The sequence below is a fragment of the Pseudomonas sp. AC070 genome, assembly GCF_979258635.1.
In genome coordinates this window covers 1,329,285-1,347,273 of record NZ_OZ409871.1, presented here as the reverse complement: position 1 = coordinate 1,347,273, position 17,989 = coordinate 1,329,285, and the positions used below count along the sequence as shown (strand labels likewise).

Sequence of the window (17,989 nt, the reverse complement as noted above, 5' to 3'; positions counted from 1 at the left end):
GCTCAGCAACCTCAGGGGAGAAGAATTCACCAGCCGTAATGCAGCACGTTGGTTGCCGGTGCAGGCGCCACTGGCGCTGGAACCGGTGCTTGGCCAGCTGGTGCGGTGCTGGCGTCTACCGGCGCAGCGGCAACCGGTTCTGGCGGCAGCTCGCGCAGGCGAGCCAAGGCCAGTTGCGCACGCAGTTGTTCGGGGCTGGCTTTTACTTGATAGGTCAGACGATCACCCACGGCGCTTTGCAAGCGGGCATCGAACGGTTCCAGCAGGCGTTGCAGTTCGGCGTAGCGGTTCAGGTCTGCGCCCTGGATATCCAGAGTCAACGCTTGCGCAGCGCCTTGGGCCGCGACGAAATGGGTGGCCAGGCGTTGGCTGACGGCGAGCATTACCGCGTCGGCCAGCGCATCGGCGTCGGCACCTTCAGCTTTGCCCTGCTCGCGGCTTTCACCCAACCACAACCGCCATTGCGCCTGCCATTTGCCGCCGTCTTCCTGAGCGTTAACGGCCAACAAGGCGTCGGCGCCATAACGGGCAGACGGCTCTTTCAGCGCATCAGCATTGGTCGCCGCCAGGTTTTCAGCGGTACCGGCCAGTTGTTCGTTGAGATCGGCAATCGGCAAACGCAGCGGCAAGCCACGGTTTTGCGCCGCACCTTGCAGGGCCGTGGCCGCCGGCTGGCTGTCGCCGACCAGGCTGGCGCCTTCGGCCGTGGTGTTCAGCCACCAGGCCAGTACCGCCGGGCGGTTGGCGCTCCATAACGGAATGCCGGCCTGACGCAGGCTGCGGTCGGTGCTGATGGCGTCGAAGTCGACCACCAGCACTTCAGGCGGACCGTTCTCGTAAGCGTATTGGCTCACCAATTGCTGCGGGTCTTTGCGCAGTTCGGCAATGGCCGGATTGCTCAGGGTCTTGTTGTCGCCGGTCAGGCGCAGCACCAGCGTATCGAGGGCACTGCTGAGGGCGGCGGCGCGTTCTTGCGGTTGCTGGCTGGTCACCGGTTGGCGCACTTGATAGAGGTCTTCAACGCTCGCTGCCTGGGACGCGAAGCTGCACAACGACAAGCTTAGGGCGAGTAACGGGCTGAACAGTGAGGCGGACAAACGCATGATGGGCTCTCGGCTCGGAAAGGGGCGCCAGCGCTAGTGGCCAGTCGCATGACGGCGGTGCGGCGCTGCGAAAACGCGCCGTACCCCAATGCAAAGAGCCCTACCTTAAACAGGCGACTTGGGGGCTGTCGAGCGCATATAACCCGCACAACCGGCACGCTTTGACATTTGCGGCTTAACTAGCTAATCAAACGCCCCGCTCAACTAGCGCAGCGGCCGGCCGATACGCAGCACATAAGCACACTAGGCGAGCAGCACAGGCGCCGTTTGGCCAACAAAGGAAGGGGTACTTGCGGTGTCGATAAAATTACGCTTGCTGCTACTAACGGGTACCGGCCTGTTGGCTGCGCTGATTCTCAGCCTCGTTGGCTTCGTGGGTAACTACCACGTGGCCGATGCCGTACGAGCCAATCAGATCAGCCTCAATGCCCTGCGCAACCATATGGAAGCGGACATGATGCACGACGCCCTGCGCGCCGATGTGTTGGCGGCCATGTTAGTCGGGCTGGGTAAAAGCCCCACCACCGCTGCCGAAGCACGAACCAGCCTGGAAGAACACGCCGGGCATTTTCGCGAGGTGCTGGCCGATAACCTGAAATTGCCGGTGAACGAGGCAATCAAGGCGGGACTGAATACGGTCAAACCCAGTCTGGATTCCTACATCGCTGCCGCCGAAGCCATCGTCGGCCAAGCGCTCACCAACCCCGACGCGGCACAAGGGCAGTTGCCCACGTTCAACGCGGCGTTCAGCAAGTTGGAAGGCGAAATGGCCGACCTCAGCGAGCTGATCGAAAGCAACACCGGGCAAACGTCGAAAGACACCGGAAGCGCCATCAGCACCGCCAACCTCACGCTGACCATTGTGCTGATAGCGAGCTTAGTGCTGCTGGTGTTGCAAGGCGCGTGGATCATTCGCGGCATCATGCGGCCGCTGCTCGCTGCCAGTGAAATTGCCACCAGCATCGCCCAGGGCGACCTCAGCCGGCGCATCGAAGAGCCGGCTACCCAGGACGAAGCCAGCGCGCTGATCCGCAGCCTGGCCACCATGCAACGCGACCTGCGCGACATGATCGGCGTGGTGCGCAGCAACGCCAACAACGTCAACAGCCTCACCCAGCAACTCAGCGCCGGCTGCCACCAAGTCGCCAACAGCAGTACGCAACAAAGCGAGGCTTCCAACACCATGGCCGCCGCTGCCAGCGAAATGACCGCCAGCATCGAGGAAATTACCCGCCATGCCGGTCAGGCGCTGGACATGGCCAACCAGGCCGAGCGCCTGGCAAACGACGGCGGCAAAGTGATTCACCAAGTGGTGCAAGACATGGACGGCATCGCCCGCTCCGTGCAGCAATCAGCGCAGGTGATCCGCACGCTGGACCAAGAGTCCGAGCAGATTTTCAGCATCATTCAGGTGATCAAGGGCATCGCCGACCAAACCAACCTGCTCGCCCTCAACGCCGCTATCGAGGCGGCGCGGGCTGGCGAGCAGGGCCGGGGTTTTGCCGTGGTGGCCGACGAAGTGCGCAGCCTCGCGGGCCGCACCAGCGCTTCGACGCAGGAAATTGCTGCCATGGTGCAGCGCATTCAAACCAGCACCCGCGAGGCGGCGAACAGTATGGAAGCCGGCGTTGCCCAGGTGGATAAAGGCATGGCCGTGACCGCCGACGTGGAACGGGCGATTCGCGAAATCCTGGCCGCCACGTTGAGCACCACGCAACTGGTGAACGACATCAGCCGCACCATCGGCGAACAAAGCCTGGCCAGCAACGAGATTGCCCATCAGGTGGAAACCATCGCCAGCATGTCGGTCAGCAACAGCACGGTGATTGGCAAAACCGCCGACACCACGGATGAACTCTCAGGGCTGGCCGGGCAGCTGTCGTTATCGGTTGATCGCTTTCGTCTGTAAGCCTGGCCCCGCCTTTTTCATTAATTTTCTGGCCATCCGGCTGCGCGGATGGCCGCCTACGGGCAAGCCTGATAAAATCGCGCGCCTTCGCAGACCGTGCCTCTTCCGCGCGCTGGCCAAGTGCCTACGCCTGTCTCGGTCGCTCCCCGAACATCCCTTTCTAAAGGCCTGGATCTATGAGCAAGCAACCCTCCATTAGCTACAAGGACGCCGGCGTCGATATCGATGCAGGTGAAGCCCTGGTCGAGCGCATTAAAAGCGTGGCCAAGCGCACGGCGCGTCCGGAAGTGATGGGCGGCCTGGGTGGCTTCGGCGCCCTCTGCGAGATCCCGGCTGGTTACAAACAGCCTGTCCTGGTTAGCGGCACCGACGGCGTGGGCACTAAGCTGCGCTTGGCGTTGAACCTGAACAAACACGACAGCATCGGCCAGGACCTGGTCGCCATGTGCGTCAACGATCTGGTGGTGTGCGGCGCCGAGCCGCTGTTCTTCCTCGATTACTACGCCACCGGCAAGCTCAACGTCGATGTAGCTGCCACCGTGGTCACCGGCATCGGCGCCGGCTGCGAACTGGCGGGCTGCTCGCTGGTTGGCGGGGAAACCGCAGAAATGCCTGGCATGTACGAAGGCGAAGATTACGACCTGGCCGGTTTCTGCGTTGGCGTGGTGGAAAAGTCTGAAATCATCGACGGCTCCAAGGTGCAAACCGGCGACGCCCTGATCGCCCTGCCCTCGTCCGGCCCGCACTCCAACGGCTACTCGCTAATCCGCAAGATCATCGAAGTGTCGGGTGCCGACATCGAAACCGTTCAGCTCGAAGGCAAAGCCCTGACTGAACTGCTGATGGCCCCGACGCGCATCTACGTCAAACCGCTGCTCAAGTTGATCAAAGACACCGGCGCCGTGAAAGCTATGGCGCACATCACCGGTGGCGGCCTGCTGGACAACATTCCGCGTGTACTGCCAGACGGCGCTCAAGCCGTGGTCGATGTGGCCAGCTGGAAACGCCCGGCCGTGTTCGATTGGCTGCAGCAACAAGGCAACGTCAACGAAACCGAAATGCACCGCGTGCTGAACTGCGGCGTGGGCATGGTCATCTGCGTAGCTCAAGAACACGTCGAAGCGGCTCTGGCCAACCTGCGTGCCAGCGGCGAGCAGCCTTGGGTGATTGGCCAGATCAACGCCGGCGCAGCTGATGCCGAGCGCGTTGTGCTGAACAACCTGAAAGCCCACTAATGCCAGACGCCTCGCCCTGCAACGTGGTGGTTCTGCTGTCCGGTTCGGGCAGCAATCTGCAGGCATTGATCGACGATCTCCACGGCGGTGCTGACGCGCAAGCGCGCAGCCCCGCGCGGATTTGCGCCGTCATCTCCAACCGCAGCGACGCCTATGGCCTGGAACGGGCCAAGGCGGCCGGCATCGCCACCCACGTGCTCGACCACACCACTTTTACCGACCGTGAACAGTTCGACACCGCGCTCATGGCGCTGATCGACAGCTGCCAACCGCAGCTCGTGTTGCTGGCTGGTTTTATGCGCATCCTCAGCGGCGCCTTTGTGCGGCACTACGAAGGGCGGTTGCTGAACATTCATCCTTCCCTGCTCCCCAACTACAAAGGCCTGCATACCCACCAGCGTGCGCTGGATGCCGGTGACCGCGAGCACGGCTGCACCGTGCACTTTGTAACGGAGGAACTCGACGGAGGGCCTCTGGTCGTACAAGCAGTTGTGCCGGTGCGCTCGGATGACACGGCGCAAACCCTGGCCAACCGCGTGCACGCCCAGGAACACCAGATTTACCCGCTCGCGGTTCGCTGGTTCGCCACCGGCGACTTGCAACTGACCCGCGAGGGGGCAATGCTCCACCAGCAGTTGTTACCGGCCACTGGCCATTTGATTCGAACCTAGGAGACTTTATGCGTCGTGCCTTGCTGTTCGTCCTCGCCGTGCTCACCCTGCCGGCGCAGGCCCTGGAGCTGAAACCCTTTTCGGCCAGCTACACCGCCGACTGGAAACAGCTTCCCGTAAGCGGTACTGCCGAGCGCAGTCTGCAAAAGCAAGCGGACGGTCGCTGGTTGCTGAACTTCAAAGCCTCCATGTTGGTGGCCAGCCTCACCGAAGAAAGCGCCTTCCGCATCGACAACAACGCCTTCCTGCCACAAACCTACCGCTACGAACGCAGCGGCTTGGGCAAGGGCAAATCGGTTGAGTTGGACTTCGACTGGGAAGCCAAGAAAGTCATCGGCAGCGACCGTGGCGATCAAGTGTCCTTGCCGCTCAACCGTGGCGTGCAAGACAAATCCACCTATCAAGTGGTGCTGCAAGCCGACGTCGCGGCCGGCAAGAAAACCATGAGCTACCAAGTGGTTGATGGCGGCGAGATCGAAACCTACGACTTCCGCGTGCTGGGCGAAGAGAAAGTCGAGACCATGGCCGGCAGCGTCGACGCCATCAAAGTCGAGCGCGTGCGCGACCCGACCCAAAGCAGCCGTAAAACCGTGCTTTGGTTTGCCAAAGACTGGAATTACTTGCTGGTTCGCCTGTATCAGGTCGAGAAAGACGGCAAGGAATACCAAATCATGCTCAAAGACGGCAGCGTCGATGGCAAGGCAGTTAAGGGCAGCTAACGCCTGACCGACTGCGAAAAAAGCCCCGCCTTGTGCGGGGCTTTTTCTTGGGGGATGGAAGCAGGGAATGACGGAAAACCCTCACCAAACACCCGTCATCCTCGCGAACGCGGCGGTCCGACGATTCGGGATCCAGAATCGTGAAGGTGCCGCCGTTTCGCCCCCAAACCTCAATCACCACCCACCCCGCAAATCCCCCCAACCACAAAACCCCGTCCTACACGTGTAGGAAAATAATCAATCCAAGACCCTTCCCACAAAACAAACATCACCATCTGGCAGCAACCCTCAAACCCCTCTTAACTTCCCCGTGCGCCATCCAGCCCACGGAGTCACCGCCATGCCCGCACGCTTCGCCTTGCTGCTTTCCCTGTTCACCGCTCTACCCGCCCTTGCCGACGGCGGCACCATCCGCTTCGAGGGCCAGATCGTCGAAGCCGCCTGTACGGTCAGCGCCGAGCCCACTGCAACGGCAAGCAACGTCCAGGTCATTACCCGCCCGGCAAACGACGCCTGCTCGCGCGGCGCCCCAGCGTTTACGACCCAGGTCGGCTCTCTGGACGGCAGCCAAACCGACCTCGACAGCCCAGTGATCACCATCAGCTACAACTGACCGCCACCGCCCTCGCCAAGCCACCGATCTATTTGTATTTGCCAGCGCGCCCGGGCGCTGGTATCTGTACATGCACACAGTGGTTTGGCGTACCGATGCACTCCCTCGACGATCCCCGTTTCTACTACCTGGCCAACTTTCATAAAGCGCTGGCCTGGCTTGCTGCGCGTTACAGCGACCTGCTGAGCGCCGACGAGGCGGCCTTTGTACGCGTGTTTGTCGAGTTGCCGTTGCCCTCGCAAGCGCTGCTCACGCGGATGATCATGCGCAAAGGGCCGCACTTTCGCGCCAGCAAGCTCAGCTATGAAGAAATCGGCTGTCCGCGCCAGGCCGCCGAGCCGTTGCTGGCTTACGGTTGGGTGCATAACGAACACGCACTGAGCCTCGCCGAGCTGTTTGCCTACCTGCGCAAAGACGAAGTACTCAACCACTTCGGCGCCTTGCTGCTCACCCGCACGGCCAACAAGCCGCAATTGCTGGAACAGCTCGAAGAGCACTTGCCCGGCGCGCGCCCGTTCAGTCAGTGGTGCCCGGCGCTGGACGATCCCTTGTTAACCCTTTCCATCGGCGAATTGATCGACCGCCTGCGCCTGATGTTCTTCGGCAATCTGCATCAGGACTGGGTGGAGTTCGTGCTCTCAGATCTAGGCATTTTCCGTTACGAACAGGTTGAGCTCAGCGCCGAGTCTCGCGGGTTCACGCGGCGTGAAGACGTCGACACCTATATCCACCTATGGAATTGCCGCCAGCGCTTCGAGGCGGGCGAGCCGTTGGCCGAAGTGATCGAGCAAATTGCTCAGGTGCACACCGACAACCCGCTGCTGCTGGAGCGACGCGGCAAGCTGCTGTTTCGCATTGGCCAGCACCTGGAGCGCCTCGGCGAGCTGGAACACGCCCTGGGGCTGTATGGCGTCAGCGGCTACCCGCAGGCGCGGCAGCGGCAGATTCGTGTGCTGGAACGCCTCAGTGATTTTGAACAGGCCCATGCCCTGGCCCAGCAAGCTGCCGCCGCGCCAGTCAATGATGCCGAGGCGCAACTGGTGGGCCGCGCGCTCACTCGGCTAAACCGGCAGTTGGGCCTGGCCAAAGCCAGCCGGCCGGCGAAGGTGGAAGCCGGGCTGATCGAACTGAGCCTGCCGTTCCATCCTGACTTTAGCGTGGAGCAACGCGTGCAGCTGCACCTGAGCGAAGACGGCGCGCCGGTGTACTACGTGGAAAACGCGCTGATTTGCAGCCTGTTCGGCTTGCTCTGCTGGCCGGCGATTTATGCGCCGCTGCCGGGCGCGTTTTTCCATCCCTTTCATGCCGGGCCCGTGGACTTGCTGCGTGCCGACTTCAGCCAACGCCGCGCCGCGCAGTTTGCGGATTGCCTCGACGCCTTGAACGGCGACGCTTACCGGCAACGCATTCGTGCCACCTACGCGGAAAAATTCGGCATTCAGTCGCCCTTCGTGTATTGGGGCCTGCTCAGCGAAGAACTGCTGGAAAACGCGCTGCTCTGCCTGCCCGCGGCGCACCTGCGGGCCTGGTTTCAGCGTTTATTGGGTGACATCAAAGCCAACCGCGCCGGTATGCCCGACCTGATCCAGTTCTGGCCCGCCGAACAGCGCTACCGCATGATTGAAGTGAAAGGCCCCGGCGACCGCCTGCAAGACAATCAAAAGCGCTGGCTGGCGTTCTGCGCCGAACACGGTATGCCGGTGGACGTTTGCTACGTGCAATGGAGTGATGCGTGATTTATCAGGTGGCCGTGCGCGCCCTCTGCGAGTTCACCGCCAAACAAGGCGACCTCGACTTGCGCTTCACCCCCTCGCCCACCGCCCAGGAAGGCATCGCCGGCCACATGAGCGTGGTGGCTCGGCGCGGCTCGGGTTATATCGCCGAGCTGCCGCTGAGCGGCGAGTACGAAGGCTTGCTGGTACGCGGCCGCGCCGATGGCTACAACCCGGACGAGAACCTGCTGGAAGAAATCAAAACCCACCGTGGCGACATCTCGCGCATTCCGGAAAACCACCGGCTGCTGCATTGGGCGCAGGTGAAGGTGTACGGCGCCCTGCTGTGCCGCGAGTACGAGTTGGAAGAGGTGGACCTGGCGGTCGTCTATTTCAACGTGCTCACCCACAAGGAAACCAGCTTTCGCGAAACCTTCAGCGCCCGCGCCTTGCAGGCGTTTTTCGAGCTGCATTGCCAGCGCTTTATCACTTGGGCCAAGCAGGAACAGGCGCACCGCATCGAGCGTGACGACAGCCTCGGCCATCTGCGTTTCCCCCACGCCACGTTTCGCAGCGGCCAGCGCCAACTGGCGGAAGCGGTGTACCGCGCCGCCCGCGACGGCCACAGCCTGATGGCCCAGGCCACCACTGGCATTGGTAAAACCATCGGCACGCTGTTTCCCCAGCTCAAGGCGTTTCCCGAGCAGAAACTCGACCGCCTGTTTTTCCTCACCGCGAAAACACCGGGCCGGCGATTGGCCCTCGATGCACTGGAAACCCTGCGCGCCCAGGAACCGAAAATCGCCCTGCGCGTGCTCGAACACGTCGCGCGCGACAAAGCCTGCGAGCACCCCGACAAAGCCTGCCACGGCGACTCCTGCCCGCTGGCCAAAGGCTTTTACGACCGCCTGCCCGCCGCGCGCAAAGCGGCCCTCGACAGTCAGTGGTTGAACCAGAACGCGGTGCGCGACGTGGCCCTGGCGCACGGCATTTGCCCGTACTACCTCAGTCAGGAACTGTGTCGTTGGAGCGACGTGGTGGTCGGCGACTACAACTATTACTTCGACATGACCGCTTTGCTTTACGGCCTCACCCAGCTCAACGAATGGAAAGTGACGCTGCTGGTCGACGAAGCCCACAACCTGGTGGAGCGCGGGCGCGGCATGTACAGCGCCGAGCTGCAGCAAGCGCGTTTCAAGACCATGCGCGGCCTGGCGCCCAAAGCCCTAAAGAGCGTGCTGGACCGGGTAAACCGTCACTGGAACCAGCTGCACAAAGACCAGGAAGCGCTGTACCAGGTGTACCCGGCCGCGCCGGACCTGTTCATCATGGCCCTGCAAAAAGCCGTGAGCGCGATCACCGACCACCTCACCGACCAGCCCACCGGCAACGAAGCCGAGCTGCTGCATTTCTACCTCGACGCCATGCTGTTTTGTCGTCTGGCCGAAGTGTTCGGCCCACACTCGTTGTTCGACATCAGCCGCCACCTCGGCCCTGGTGGTACCGCGCAATCGACCCTGTGCATTCGCAACGTGGTGCCCGCGCCGTTTCTCGCGCCGCGTCTGGCAGCGGCGCACAGTTGCACGCTGTTCTCGGCCACGTTGAGCCCGGCCAACTACTACGCCGACCTGCTCGGCCTGCCGGAACACACGCCCTGGGTGGACGTGGAATCGCCGTTTTTGGCCGAGCAATTAAACGTGCAGGCGGTGAGCAACCTGTCGACCCGCTACGTTGACCGCGAGCGTTCGCTGGCGCCAATCAGCGCGCTGATGGCCCGCCAATTCGCCGAGCGGCCCGGCAACTATTTGGCGTTTTTCAGCAGCTACGCCTACCTGGAACAAGTGCGCGACGAATTTATCGCCGCGCACCCGCTGGTGCCGATCTGGGTGCAATCGCGGCAAATGGACGAAGCCGAACGCCAGCATTTCCTTGAACGCTTTCACGCAGACGGTCAGGGCATCGGCTTTGCGGTGCTGGGCGGCGCGTTTGGTGAAGGCATCGACCTGCCTGGCAATCGGCTGATAGGCGCCTTTATCGCTACCCTCGGGCTGCCGCAAATCAACCCGATCAACGAGCAGATCAAGCAACGCATGCAAGCCATGTTCGGCAGCGGCTACGACTACACCTACCTGTATCCCGGTTTGCAAAAAGTGGTGCAGGCCGCGGGCCGCGTGATTCGCACCCAGCAAGACAATGGCGTGGTGTATTTGATGGACGACCGCTTCAGCCAGGCGGCCGTGCGGCGCTTATTGCCAACGTGGTGGGAAGTGCAGCGGTGTCGGTTGCCGACGGTGGACAACCTGTGGGAGCGGCTGGGCGGCATTCCGATTAGCCGCGATGCGGTTGATCCTTCCCCAACTGATGCATAACCGTTTCCAGGAATCGCGGCTAAAGCCGCTCCTACAAGGGTGCGTAGAAGCGGCTTTAGCCGCGATGCTGTTGATCGTTACCCAAGCAACTCGGCAAACGCCTTGTCCGCTTCAAGCACCGCTGGCAACGCAGCAAACACGGCGTCCAGATCCAGTTCTTCCACCAACGGCCCGCTCAGCGAGGCTTTGGCTTCTTCTGTGGCGCCGCCATGGGCTTTCATGGCTTCGGCGATCAGCACGGCTTGCGCCAGGGTTTTCGCAAGGGGTTGGTCGGCCGGTGCCTGTTTGGGGTTGCCTTGCATGGCGATGGCGGTCTGAATCAGTTTCGGCAGTTGCCAGCGACGGGCCAACTCGGCGCCCACTTCCGGGTAACCAAACCCTAACTGCAAGGTTTCATTGGCAGCGCGCCCAGCGGCGTTGGCGTGTTTGCTGTTGTTCAGTTGCGGCGCGTATTGCGGCGCGCCAGTTTGAATCAGCAGTTCACCGATGTTGTGCATCATGCCGCAGGTGAAGGCGGTGTCGGCGTCCTGGCCGGCCTGCTTGGCCAGCAAACGGCTGATACTGGCGACCTGAAAGCTGTGAATCCAGAAGCCTTTGAGATCAAACGTGGCGTCGGCTTTAAAGGCGCCCGTCACCGCCGAGGCCATTACCAGGGTGCGCAAGGTGTTGAAACCCAGGCGCGAGGCGGCGTCTTCGATGCTGGTGGATTCACGGGCGCCGCGGTAGCGCGAGGAGTTCGCCAAACGCAGCACCTTCGCAGCGATCACCGGGTCCAGAGAGATATTGCGCGCCACGGCGTCCAGGCTGGACGAGGGGCTGTCAAATTGCTGAATCAGTTCCAGGGCCACCTTGGGAATGCTCGGCAGGGCATGCAGGTCGGCAAACAGCGTTTCTATATCCATGAGCTCACTCTCAGTTAAACGGCGTGTAAGGACAGCATAGGCAAAGTTTTTCCGCGTACCGACACCGCGTGTGGGCTGCCCCATTGAAGCTAGCAAGGCGTCGCTGCCTGCGCTAGCGCTGAATCCGAAAGCCTTTTGGCGACAACCCCGTGCCGCGCTTGAAGAACCGCGAAAAATAAGCCGGATCGGAAAACCCCAAACGGTCAGAGACCTGATTAACGGTCATGGCGCTGTAAACCAGGCAGCGTTTGGCTTCTAAAAGTAGCCGCTGATTGATCATCTGCAACGCCGATTGCCCGGCCAAACGTCGGCACAGCGCATTCAGGTGGGCAGTGCTGATGTTCAGGGCGCTGGCGTAATGCTCAATTGGCAGGTGCTCGCGGTAATGGGCTTCGAGCAAGCGGGTGAACGCGTCGACATGCTCGCGCCCCCGGTCCGGCCCGTGCGCCAGCGATTGCGCCTGGGCGCGGCGGCTCAGCGACACCAACAACACGCTGATCAGCGACTGCAACATCACATCGCGGCCGCTTTGCTGCTGGTCGTACTCGGCGGCAATCGACTCGAACAGCGCATCCAGATACCGCCCCTCGCTGCCGCCCTCCCGGTCGATGGCGAAACAGGCGGGCTGTCGCAGCACCTGGCTTTCCAGGGTGGCGGCCAGTTGCTCGGCCAAGGGTTGCGCCAGGCTGAGGATGTAGCCCTGCACATCGTCGGAAAAGCGAAAACCGTGCACACACAACGCCGGCACCACCTGCACCGAACTGCTGACCACCTCGACCAGCGAGCCCTCCACCTGCAACTGCGCCTGCCCGGATTGCACATACAGCAACTGCACCAGATCGCCATGGCGGTGCGGTTTGATTTCCCAATGGTGCAACCGGCTGCGCGCCGGAATGGTTTCGCAATGAATCAGATCCGGCGTCGGCCAGGCCGCCGTTTCGCCATACAACTTGAACACCGGCACGGGGTTTTCAGCAGTTTTCAGCACAACCATCACCCACGAAAAGTACAGAAAAGCGATTCGATATTGCCTTCCCGGCCAGCCTTTAACCACAAAAAATACAGGAGTCATAAAAACAACTAAGTGCTCTCGCCCACCGCAGAGCTGCACAGGACAACGCCATGAAAACCCAGATCGCAATCATCGGTGCCGGCCCGTCCGGTTTGTTGCTCGGCCAGTTGCTGCACAAAGCCGGCATCGCCAACGTCATCATTGAACGCCAAACCCCCGACTACATCCTCGGCCGCATCCGCGCCGGCGTGCTCGAACAGGGCATGGTCGACCTGCTGCGCGAAGCCGGCGTCAACGAGCGCATGGACGCCGAAGGCCTGGTGCACGACGGCTTCGAACTGGCCTTCGACGGGCGTAGCGAACACATCGACCTCAAGGGCCTGACCGGCGGCAAAACCGTGATGGTGTACGGCCAGACCGAAGTGACCCGCGACCTCATGCAGGCCCGCCAGGCAGCCGGCGCGCAGACGTTCTACAGCGCCAGCAACGTGCAGCCGCACGATATGAAAAGCGCCCAGCCCTACGTCACCTTTGAACACAACGGCCAAACCCTGCGCCTGGACTGCGACTACATCGCCGGTTGCGACGGTTTTCACGGCGTCTCGCGCCAGTCCATTCCAACTGGCGTGCTCAAGGAGTTTGAGCGGGTTTACCCGTTCGGCTGGCTGGGCATCCTGGCCAACACGCCGCCTGTAAATGAAGAACTGATCTACGCCAACCACGAACGCGGCTTTGCCCTGTGCAGCATGCGCTCGCCCACCCGCACCCGTTATTACGTGCAAGTGGGCGCGGATGAGCAGGTGGAAGACTGGTCCGACGAGCGCTTCTGGGACGAACTCAAACTGCGCCTTCCCGCTCCGGTAGCCGCCCGTTTGGTAACCGGCCCCTCAATCGAGAAAAGCATCGCGCCGCTGCGCAGTTTTGTAGTCGAGCCCATGCAATACGGCCGCCTGTTCCTGCTCGGCGACGCCGCGCACATCGTGCCGCCGACCGGCGCCAAGGGCTTGAACCTGGCGGCCAGCGACGTCAGCACGCTGTACCGCATTCTGCTCAAAGTGTATGGCGAGGGCCGTACCGATGTGCTCGATAAATACTCGGAGATTTGCCTGCGCCGCGTGTGGAAAGCCGAACGCTTTTCCTGGTGGATGACCTCGATGCTGCACCGCTTTCCCGACACCGATGCGTTCAGCCTGCGCATGCAGCAAACCGAGCTGGATTACTTCGTGAGCTCCGAAGCCGGGCGCAAGACCATCGCCGAGAACTACGTGGGCTTGCCTTACGAGGCGATCGAGTAAAACAGCGCGCGACCCTGCAACACATGAATCACCCCACTGCGACAGGTGTGTCACTCCCGGCACACCGCTCACCACCGCGCCGCAAGCCTTGCACCGCGCTACTTCGGGCGTTGTAGCCGGGCGCTGCGCTTTGGGCATGTCGCTTGCTGCAACCCCGGCATGCGACGGAAGGATGACTGCAAGCGGCAACCCATCAGGCTATGGTTGTGTCACCTGCGCAGCGTCTGCCCTGCTATTAAGCACGACATTCCGGCGCCGATTCATCACAAGAACAAGACGCCGATTCGCCCCGCGACATCGGCCATCGGGAGTCCTGCTATGCCTTTGCATGCCCTGGAAACCAGCGCCAGTGAACTGGCCGCGTTCGTCAGCGAAAACTTTCCTGAACGTGGTATTCGCCCGGACGGCGTTATCGCCCAATCCTGGTACCGCAGCGTTAACCAACACCAGCTCAACCCCCGCGCGGTGAACGTCAAACACATTCTCACCGCCGAAGAAATTCGCCAGCATCAGCAGCAACATCAGGAATATCTGGCCATCGCCAGCCAGGGCGTCAGCGGCCTGGCCAAGCGGGTGGTGCAAGCCGGCTTCGCGGTATTACTGAGCGATGAAAAAGGCATCACCCTCGACTCGCGCTTGCCCAATCAGCGCGATTTGTACACCCAGTCGGGATTGATTGTTGGCGCACGCTGGGATGAGTCGGTGGCCGGCACCAACGGCATCGGCACCGCCTTGGCGGCCGAGCAGGCGATGACCATTCACCGCGAAGAGCATTTCCTCACCTCCAACTTTCGCCTGAGCTGCTCGGTGGCGCCGATATTCGATGCCCAAGGCCTGCTGCGTGGCTGCCTGAACGCCACCAGCCTGAACAGCGACGGCCCCAAAGAAGCGCAATACCTGACCCTGCAACTGGTGATCATGTATGCGCGGCTGATCGAGAACGCGCACTTTCGCCAGCGCTACCGCGACTGCCTGACCCTGGCGATCAAACCGCGCGACGACGTCACCGACCTGGCCAACGAGCAGCTTCTGGCGATCGACGAAAGCGGCCGCATTATCGGCGCCAACCGCGCCGCCTTTGTGGCCTACGACCAGGCGCACAACCAGGCGCTGCTGGGCCGGCGTATCGACACGCTGCTGCCCGCCAGCGTGGATGAATTGCTAAGCATGACCAGCGGCGGCGCGCGCGGCGTGCAACTGCGGGCGCTGGTGGACGAAGCCTTGGTTGACGTGGGCCTGCGCATTCCCGTCGGCCGTGTTCGTCCGGCTCAGGCGAGCCCGGCGGCTGCCAGCCCGCTTGCCACGCGCAGTGCGGCTCAGCAACATCCGCAGCTCCAGCAACTGGGCGGCAACGACCCGCAGTTGCAGCAAGGCGTAAGGCGTATTCGCAAGGTGCTCGACAAAGGCATCGCCGTGCTGATTACCGGCGAAACCGGCACCGGCAAAGAAGCCTTTGCCCGCGCCATTCACCAGGCCAGCGCGCGGCGTAACGGACCGTTCGTGGCGCTTAACTGCGCAGCCATTCCAGAAACCCTGATCGAAAGCGAACTGTTCGGCTACCGCAGCGGCAGCTTTACCGGCGCCAACAAAAAAGGCATGAAGGGCAAGCTGGAACTGGCCAATGGCGGCACGCTGTTTCTCGATGAAATTGGCGACATGCCCGCGCACCTGCAAACCCGTTTATTGCGCGTATTGGCTGAGCGCGAGATCACCCCACTGGGTGCCGAAACGCCGGTTGGGTTGGATGTACAAGTGGTGTCCGCTACTCACCAGCACTTGGCCGGCATGATTAGCGCCAAGCAGTTTCGCGAAGACTTGTTCTACCGCCTCAGCGGCATGACGTTGCACCTGCCCGCCTTGCGTGAACGCAGCGACCGCGAGCAACTGATCGAGCAGCTGTTGGCTGCGCAGCCGGGGGCGAAAGGATTGCGTCTGGATGAACAGGCACGGGCGCGGTTACTCGGCTACGGCTGGCCGGGAAATATCCGTCAGTTGCTCAACTGCCTGCGTTACGCCGTGGCATTGGCCGAAGACGGCGTGATCGACAGCGACTGCCTGCCCGCCGAGCTACAAGGCGCGATCAGCCCAGCGCCCGTCTCCGTCGCCGCGCCGGCGAGTAACAACCTCGCCGAGCAATTGGACAGCGATGAAGTCCGCCACCTGTACGCCACGCTGCGTCAGCATCGATGGAACATCACCGCCGCCGCCGAGAGCTTTGGCATCTCGCGCTCGACGCTTTACCGCAAGATGAAAAAGCACGGCATCGTGCAGCCCAACGAGGTGTTTTAACAGGCGCCTCAGCCCAGCAGCGGCGCCAGGGTTTTGCGTGAACGTGCAGGCACCGGGTGCCTGTCTTCACGCGGGCAACAGGCGAAGCGCGTGCGGTAGCAGCGGGAGAAATACGACTGCGATTCGAAGCCGCACGCCAGGCTGATTTCCAACACGCTCATGTCGGTCTGGCGCAGCAGTTGCCGGGCTTTTTCCAGGCGCAGGCGCAGGTAGAAATTCGACGGCGTGTCGTTGAGGTACAAGCGAAACAAGCGCTCCAATTGCCGCCGCGTCACCTGAATGCGCTCGGCCAATTCCAGGGTGTCGAGTGGCGGTTCGGTGTGGCGCTCCATATCGCCAATCACCTGCACCAGCTTGCGGTTGCTGATGCCGTAGCGCGTGGCGATTTCCATGCGCTGGTGGTCCTGACGCGGCCGAATGCGACTGAGCACAAACTGCTCCGACACCTGCACCGCCAGCTCGGCGCCGTGGGCCTGGGCGATCAGGTCGAGCATCAGATCAATCGAGGCCGTGCCGCCGGCGCAGGTGATGCGCGAGCGATCCACTTCGAATAATTCCTGTGTCACGTGCAGGCGCGGGTACGACTCCTTGAAGGCGTCCAGCGCTTCCCAATGCAGCGTCACGGTATGGCCGTCGAGCAGCCCGGCTTCGGCCAATACCACGGCGCCGGTGTCGATGCCGCCCAGGGTAACGCCGTCGCCGTCCAGGCGCTTGAGCCACCGCGCCAGCGCCGGGCTGTAGGCCTGCAACGGCTCAAAACCGGCCACCAGCAGCAGCCGCGCAGTACGCGCGAGCGGCACCAGGCCGCTGTCGGCGTTGATCGACATGCCATTGCTGGCCAATACCGGCCCGCCGTCCAGACTCATCACCTGCCACCGGTACAAATCGGCCTGAAAACGGTTGGCCACGCGCAACGGCTCCACCGCCGACAGAAAGCCGAGCATGGAAAAGCCCGGCAGCAGCAGAAACCAGAAGTCTTCAGTGACTGGAGTCGAAGGCATGACACGGCTCGGCAAGGGAATAGTCGTGGCTTACGCCGTTGCGGTGGTGTTGGCAATGCAGCAGGTCGCCTGAGTACAAATGCGGGTCGCTACCGTGTGATTTTGCCGCCGGCGCTGCCGGTAATTTGGCCCACAGCTGGCAAGGCATCGCTGGCTCCACTCGACAACAAGTATTCCCGGCAGCACCGCGCTGGCGAGGAATCAGCCACATGAGGAACACCGATGAAGACCGTACTCAGTTGCTGTTTGTTAGTGCTCGCCAGCCAGACCGCTTTCGCCGCCGACCCGGCCTCATGCAAAAACGTGCGCCTGGGCGTGGTCAACTGGACCGACGTGATCGCCACCAGCGCCATGACCCAAGTGCTGCTCGACGGCCTGGGCTATGAAACCAAGCAAACCAGCGCCTCGCAGCAAATCATTTTCGCCGGCATCCGCGACAAACGCCTGGACCTGTTCCTGGGCTACTGGAACCCGATCATGACCCGCACCATCGCGCCGTTTATCGAGGCCAAACAGGTGCGCGTACTGGACAAACCCAGCCTTGACGACGCCCGCGCCACCCTCGCCGTCCCCACCTACCTGGCCGACAAAGGCCTGAAAACCTTTGCCGACATCGCCAAGTTCGAGAAGGAGCTGGGCGGGAAAATCTACGGCATCGAACCGGGCTCAGGCGCTAACACGCAGATCAAGGAAATGATCGCCAAAGACCAGTTCGGCCTGGGCAAATTCCAGTTGGTGGAATCCAGCGAAGCCGGCATGTTGTCCGCCGTCAGCCGTGCGGTAAAACGCAAGGAAGCCGTGGTGTTCTTTGGCTGGGCGCCGCACCCCATGAACGTCAACCAGGACATGACCTACCTGTCCGGCAGCCAGGACGCCCTCGGCCCGGACGAAGGCCGCGCCACCGTATGGACCGTTACCGCGCCGGACTACGCCAGCCGCTGCCCGAACGTCGACAAACTGCTCAACAACCTGCATTTCACCGCCGCCGACGAGAGCCGCATGATGCAGCCCTTGCTCGACCACAAAGACCCGCTCGAATCGGCCAAGCAATGGCTCAAGGATCACCCGCAAGACCAGCAGCGCTGGCTTGAAGGCGTGACCACCCTCGACGGCCGCCCGGCCAGCGAACACCTGAAACTCAGCACCAACCCCTGACCGC

General features: G+C 62.2%; 15 protein-coding genes. 10 read left to right on the top strand and 5 right to left on the bottom strand.

Translation table 11 applies throughout. From position 1 onward, the window contains the following. Positions 1-26: 26 nt before the first annotated feature. Positions 27-1,103, bottom strand: a complete 1,077-nt coding sequence (locus ACZZ0Q_RS05905; protein ID WP_463539751.1) for a DUF2066 domain-containing protein — start codon at positions 1,101-1,103, stop codon at positions 27-29. Between the two features lie 295 nt (positions 1,104-1,398). Here ACZZ0Q_RS05905 and ACZZ0Q_RS05900 point away from each other — a divergent pair, with 295 nt between their 5' ends. The 7 genes from ACZZ0Q_RS05900 (at position 1,399) to ACZZ0Q_RS05870 (ending at position 10,331) form a co-directional block, all read left to right on the top strand. Next, positions 1,399-3,012 (top strand): methyl-accepting chemotaxis protein, encoded by a 1,614-nt coding sequence (locus ACZZ0Q_RS05900; protein WP_463539752.1) that lies wholly within the window; start codon positions 1,399-1,401, stop codon positions 3,010-3,012. Between the two features lie 176 nt (positions 3,013-3,188). Continuing rightward, complete coding sequence (gene purM, locus ACZZ0Q_RS05895) at positions 3,189-4,247, top strand: phosphoribosylformylglycinamidine cyclo-ligase (RefSeq protein WP_122452748.1); 1,059 nt, start codon at positions 3,189-3,191, stop codon at positions 4,245-4,247. Further along, a complete protein-coding gene (purN, locus tag ACZZ0Q_RS05890; protein ID WP_463539753.1) occupies positions 4,247-4,918 on the top strand; it encodes a phosphoribosylglycinamide formyltransferase in 672 nt (223 codons plus the stop codon). The genes purM and purN overlap by 1 nt, the downstream gene beginning before the upstream one ends. Positions 4,919-4,926: 8 nt before the next feature. Next, a complete protein-coding gene (locus ACZZ0Q_RS05885; RefSeq protein WP_122493948.1) occupies positions 4,927-5,637 on the top strand; it encodes a DUF3108 domain-containing protein in 711 nt (236 codons plus the stop codon). 340 nt (positions 5,638-5,977) lie between these two features. After that, complete coding sequence (locus ACZZ0Q_RS05880; RefSeq protein ID WP_463539754.1) at positions 5,978-6,250, top strand: hypothetical protein; 273 nt, start codon at positions 5,978-5,980, stop codon at positions 6,248-6,250. A gap of 95 nt (positions 6,251-6,345) precedes the next feature. After that, positions 6,346-7,986, top strand: coding sequence for a VRR-NUC domain-containing protein (locus ACZZ0Q_RS05875; protein ID WP_463539755.1), 1,641 nt, complete (start codon positions 6,346-6,348; stop codon positions 7,984-7,986). Continuing rightward, the gene (locus tag ACZZ0Q_RS05870) at positions 7,983-10,331 is read left to right on the top strand and encodes an ATP-dependent DNA helicase (protein ID WP_463560373.1); all 2,349 of its coding nucleotides are present in this window, start codon (positions 7,983-7,985) and stop codon (positions 10,329-10,331) included. The genes ACZZ0Q_RS05875 and ACZZ0Q_RS05870 overlap by 4 nt, the downstream gene beginning before the upstream one ends. 77 nt (positions 10,332-10,408) lie before the next feature. On the opposite strand, the gene ACZZ0Q_RS05865 is transcribed toward ACZZ0Q_RS05870, so the two are convergent. Together ACZZ0Q_RS05865 and ACZZ0Q_RS05860 are read right to left on the bottom strand one after the other, a co-directional pair. Beyond that, on the bottom strand, positions 10,409-11,233 hold the full coding sequence (locus ACZZ0Q_RS05865; RefSeq protein WP_463539756.1) for an HDOD domain-containing protein: 825 nt from the start codon (positions 11,231-11,233) through the stop codon (positions 10,409-10,411). Positions 11,234-11,345: 112 nt separating this feature from the next. Beyond that, complete coding sequence (locus tag ACZZ0Q_RS05860; RefSeq protein WP_463539757.1) at positions 11,346-12,221, bottom strand: helix-turn-helix domain-containing protein; 876 nt, start codon at positions 12,219-12,221, stop codon at positions 11,346-11,348. 134 nt (positions 12,222-12,355) lie between these two features. Here ACZZ0Q_RS05860 and pobA point away from each other — a divergent pair, with 134 nt between their 5' ends. Continuing rightward, the gene (pobA, locus tag ACZZ0Q_RS05855; protein WP_463539758.1) at positions 12,356-13,540 is read left to right on the top strand and encodes a 4-hydroxybenzoate 3-monooxygenase; all 1,185 of its coding nucleotides are present in this window, start codon (positions 12,356-12,358) and stop codon (positions 13,538-13,540) included. A 318-nt stretch (positions 13,541-13,858) separates the two neighbouring features. Further along, positions 13,859-15,829 (top strand): sigma-54-dependent Fis family transcriptional regulator, encoded by a 1,971-nt coding sequence (locus ACZZ0Q_RS05850; RefSeq protein WP_463539759.1) that lies wholly within the window; start codon positions 13,859-13,861, stop codon positions 15,827-15,829. 8 nt (positions 15,830-15,837) lie between these two features. On the opposite strand, the gene ACZZ0Q_RS05845 is transcribed toward ACZZ0Q_RS05850, so the two are convergent. Both ACZZ0Q_RS05845 and ACZZ0Q_RS05840 read right to left on the bottom strand, forming a co-directional pair. Continuing rightward, positions 15,838-16,830, bottom strand: coding sequence for a GlxA family transcriptional regulator (locus tag ACZZ0Q_RS05845; RefSeq protein WP_463539760.1), 993 nt, complete (start codon positions 16,828-16,830; stop codon positions 15,838-15,840). Next, positions 16,808-16,978, bottom strand: a complete 171-nt coding sequence (locus ACZZ0Q_RS05840; protein ID WP_463539761.1) for a hypothetical protein — start codon at positions 16,976-16,978, stop codon at positions 16,808-16,810. Before ACZZ0Q_RS05840 ends, ACZZ0Q_RS05845 begins: the two co-directional genes overlap by 23 nt. Before the next feature lie 74 nt (positions 16,979-17,052). On the opposite strand from ACZZ0Q_RS05840, the gene ACZZ0Q_RS05835 reads away from it, so the two are divergent. After that, positions 17,053-17,985 (top strand): choline ABC transporter substrate-binding protein, encoded by a 933-nt coding sequence (locus ACZZ0Q_RS05835; protein ID WP_463539762.1) that lies wholly within the window; start codon positions 17,053-17,055, stop codon positions 17,983-17,985. Positions 17,986-17,989 lie beyond the last annotated feature (4 nt).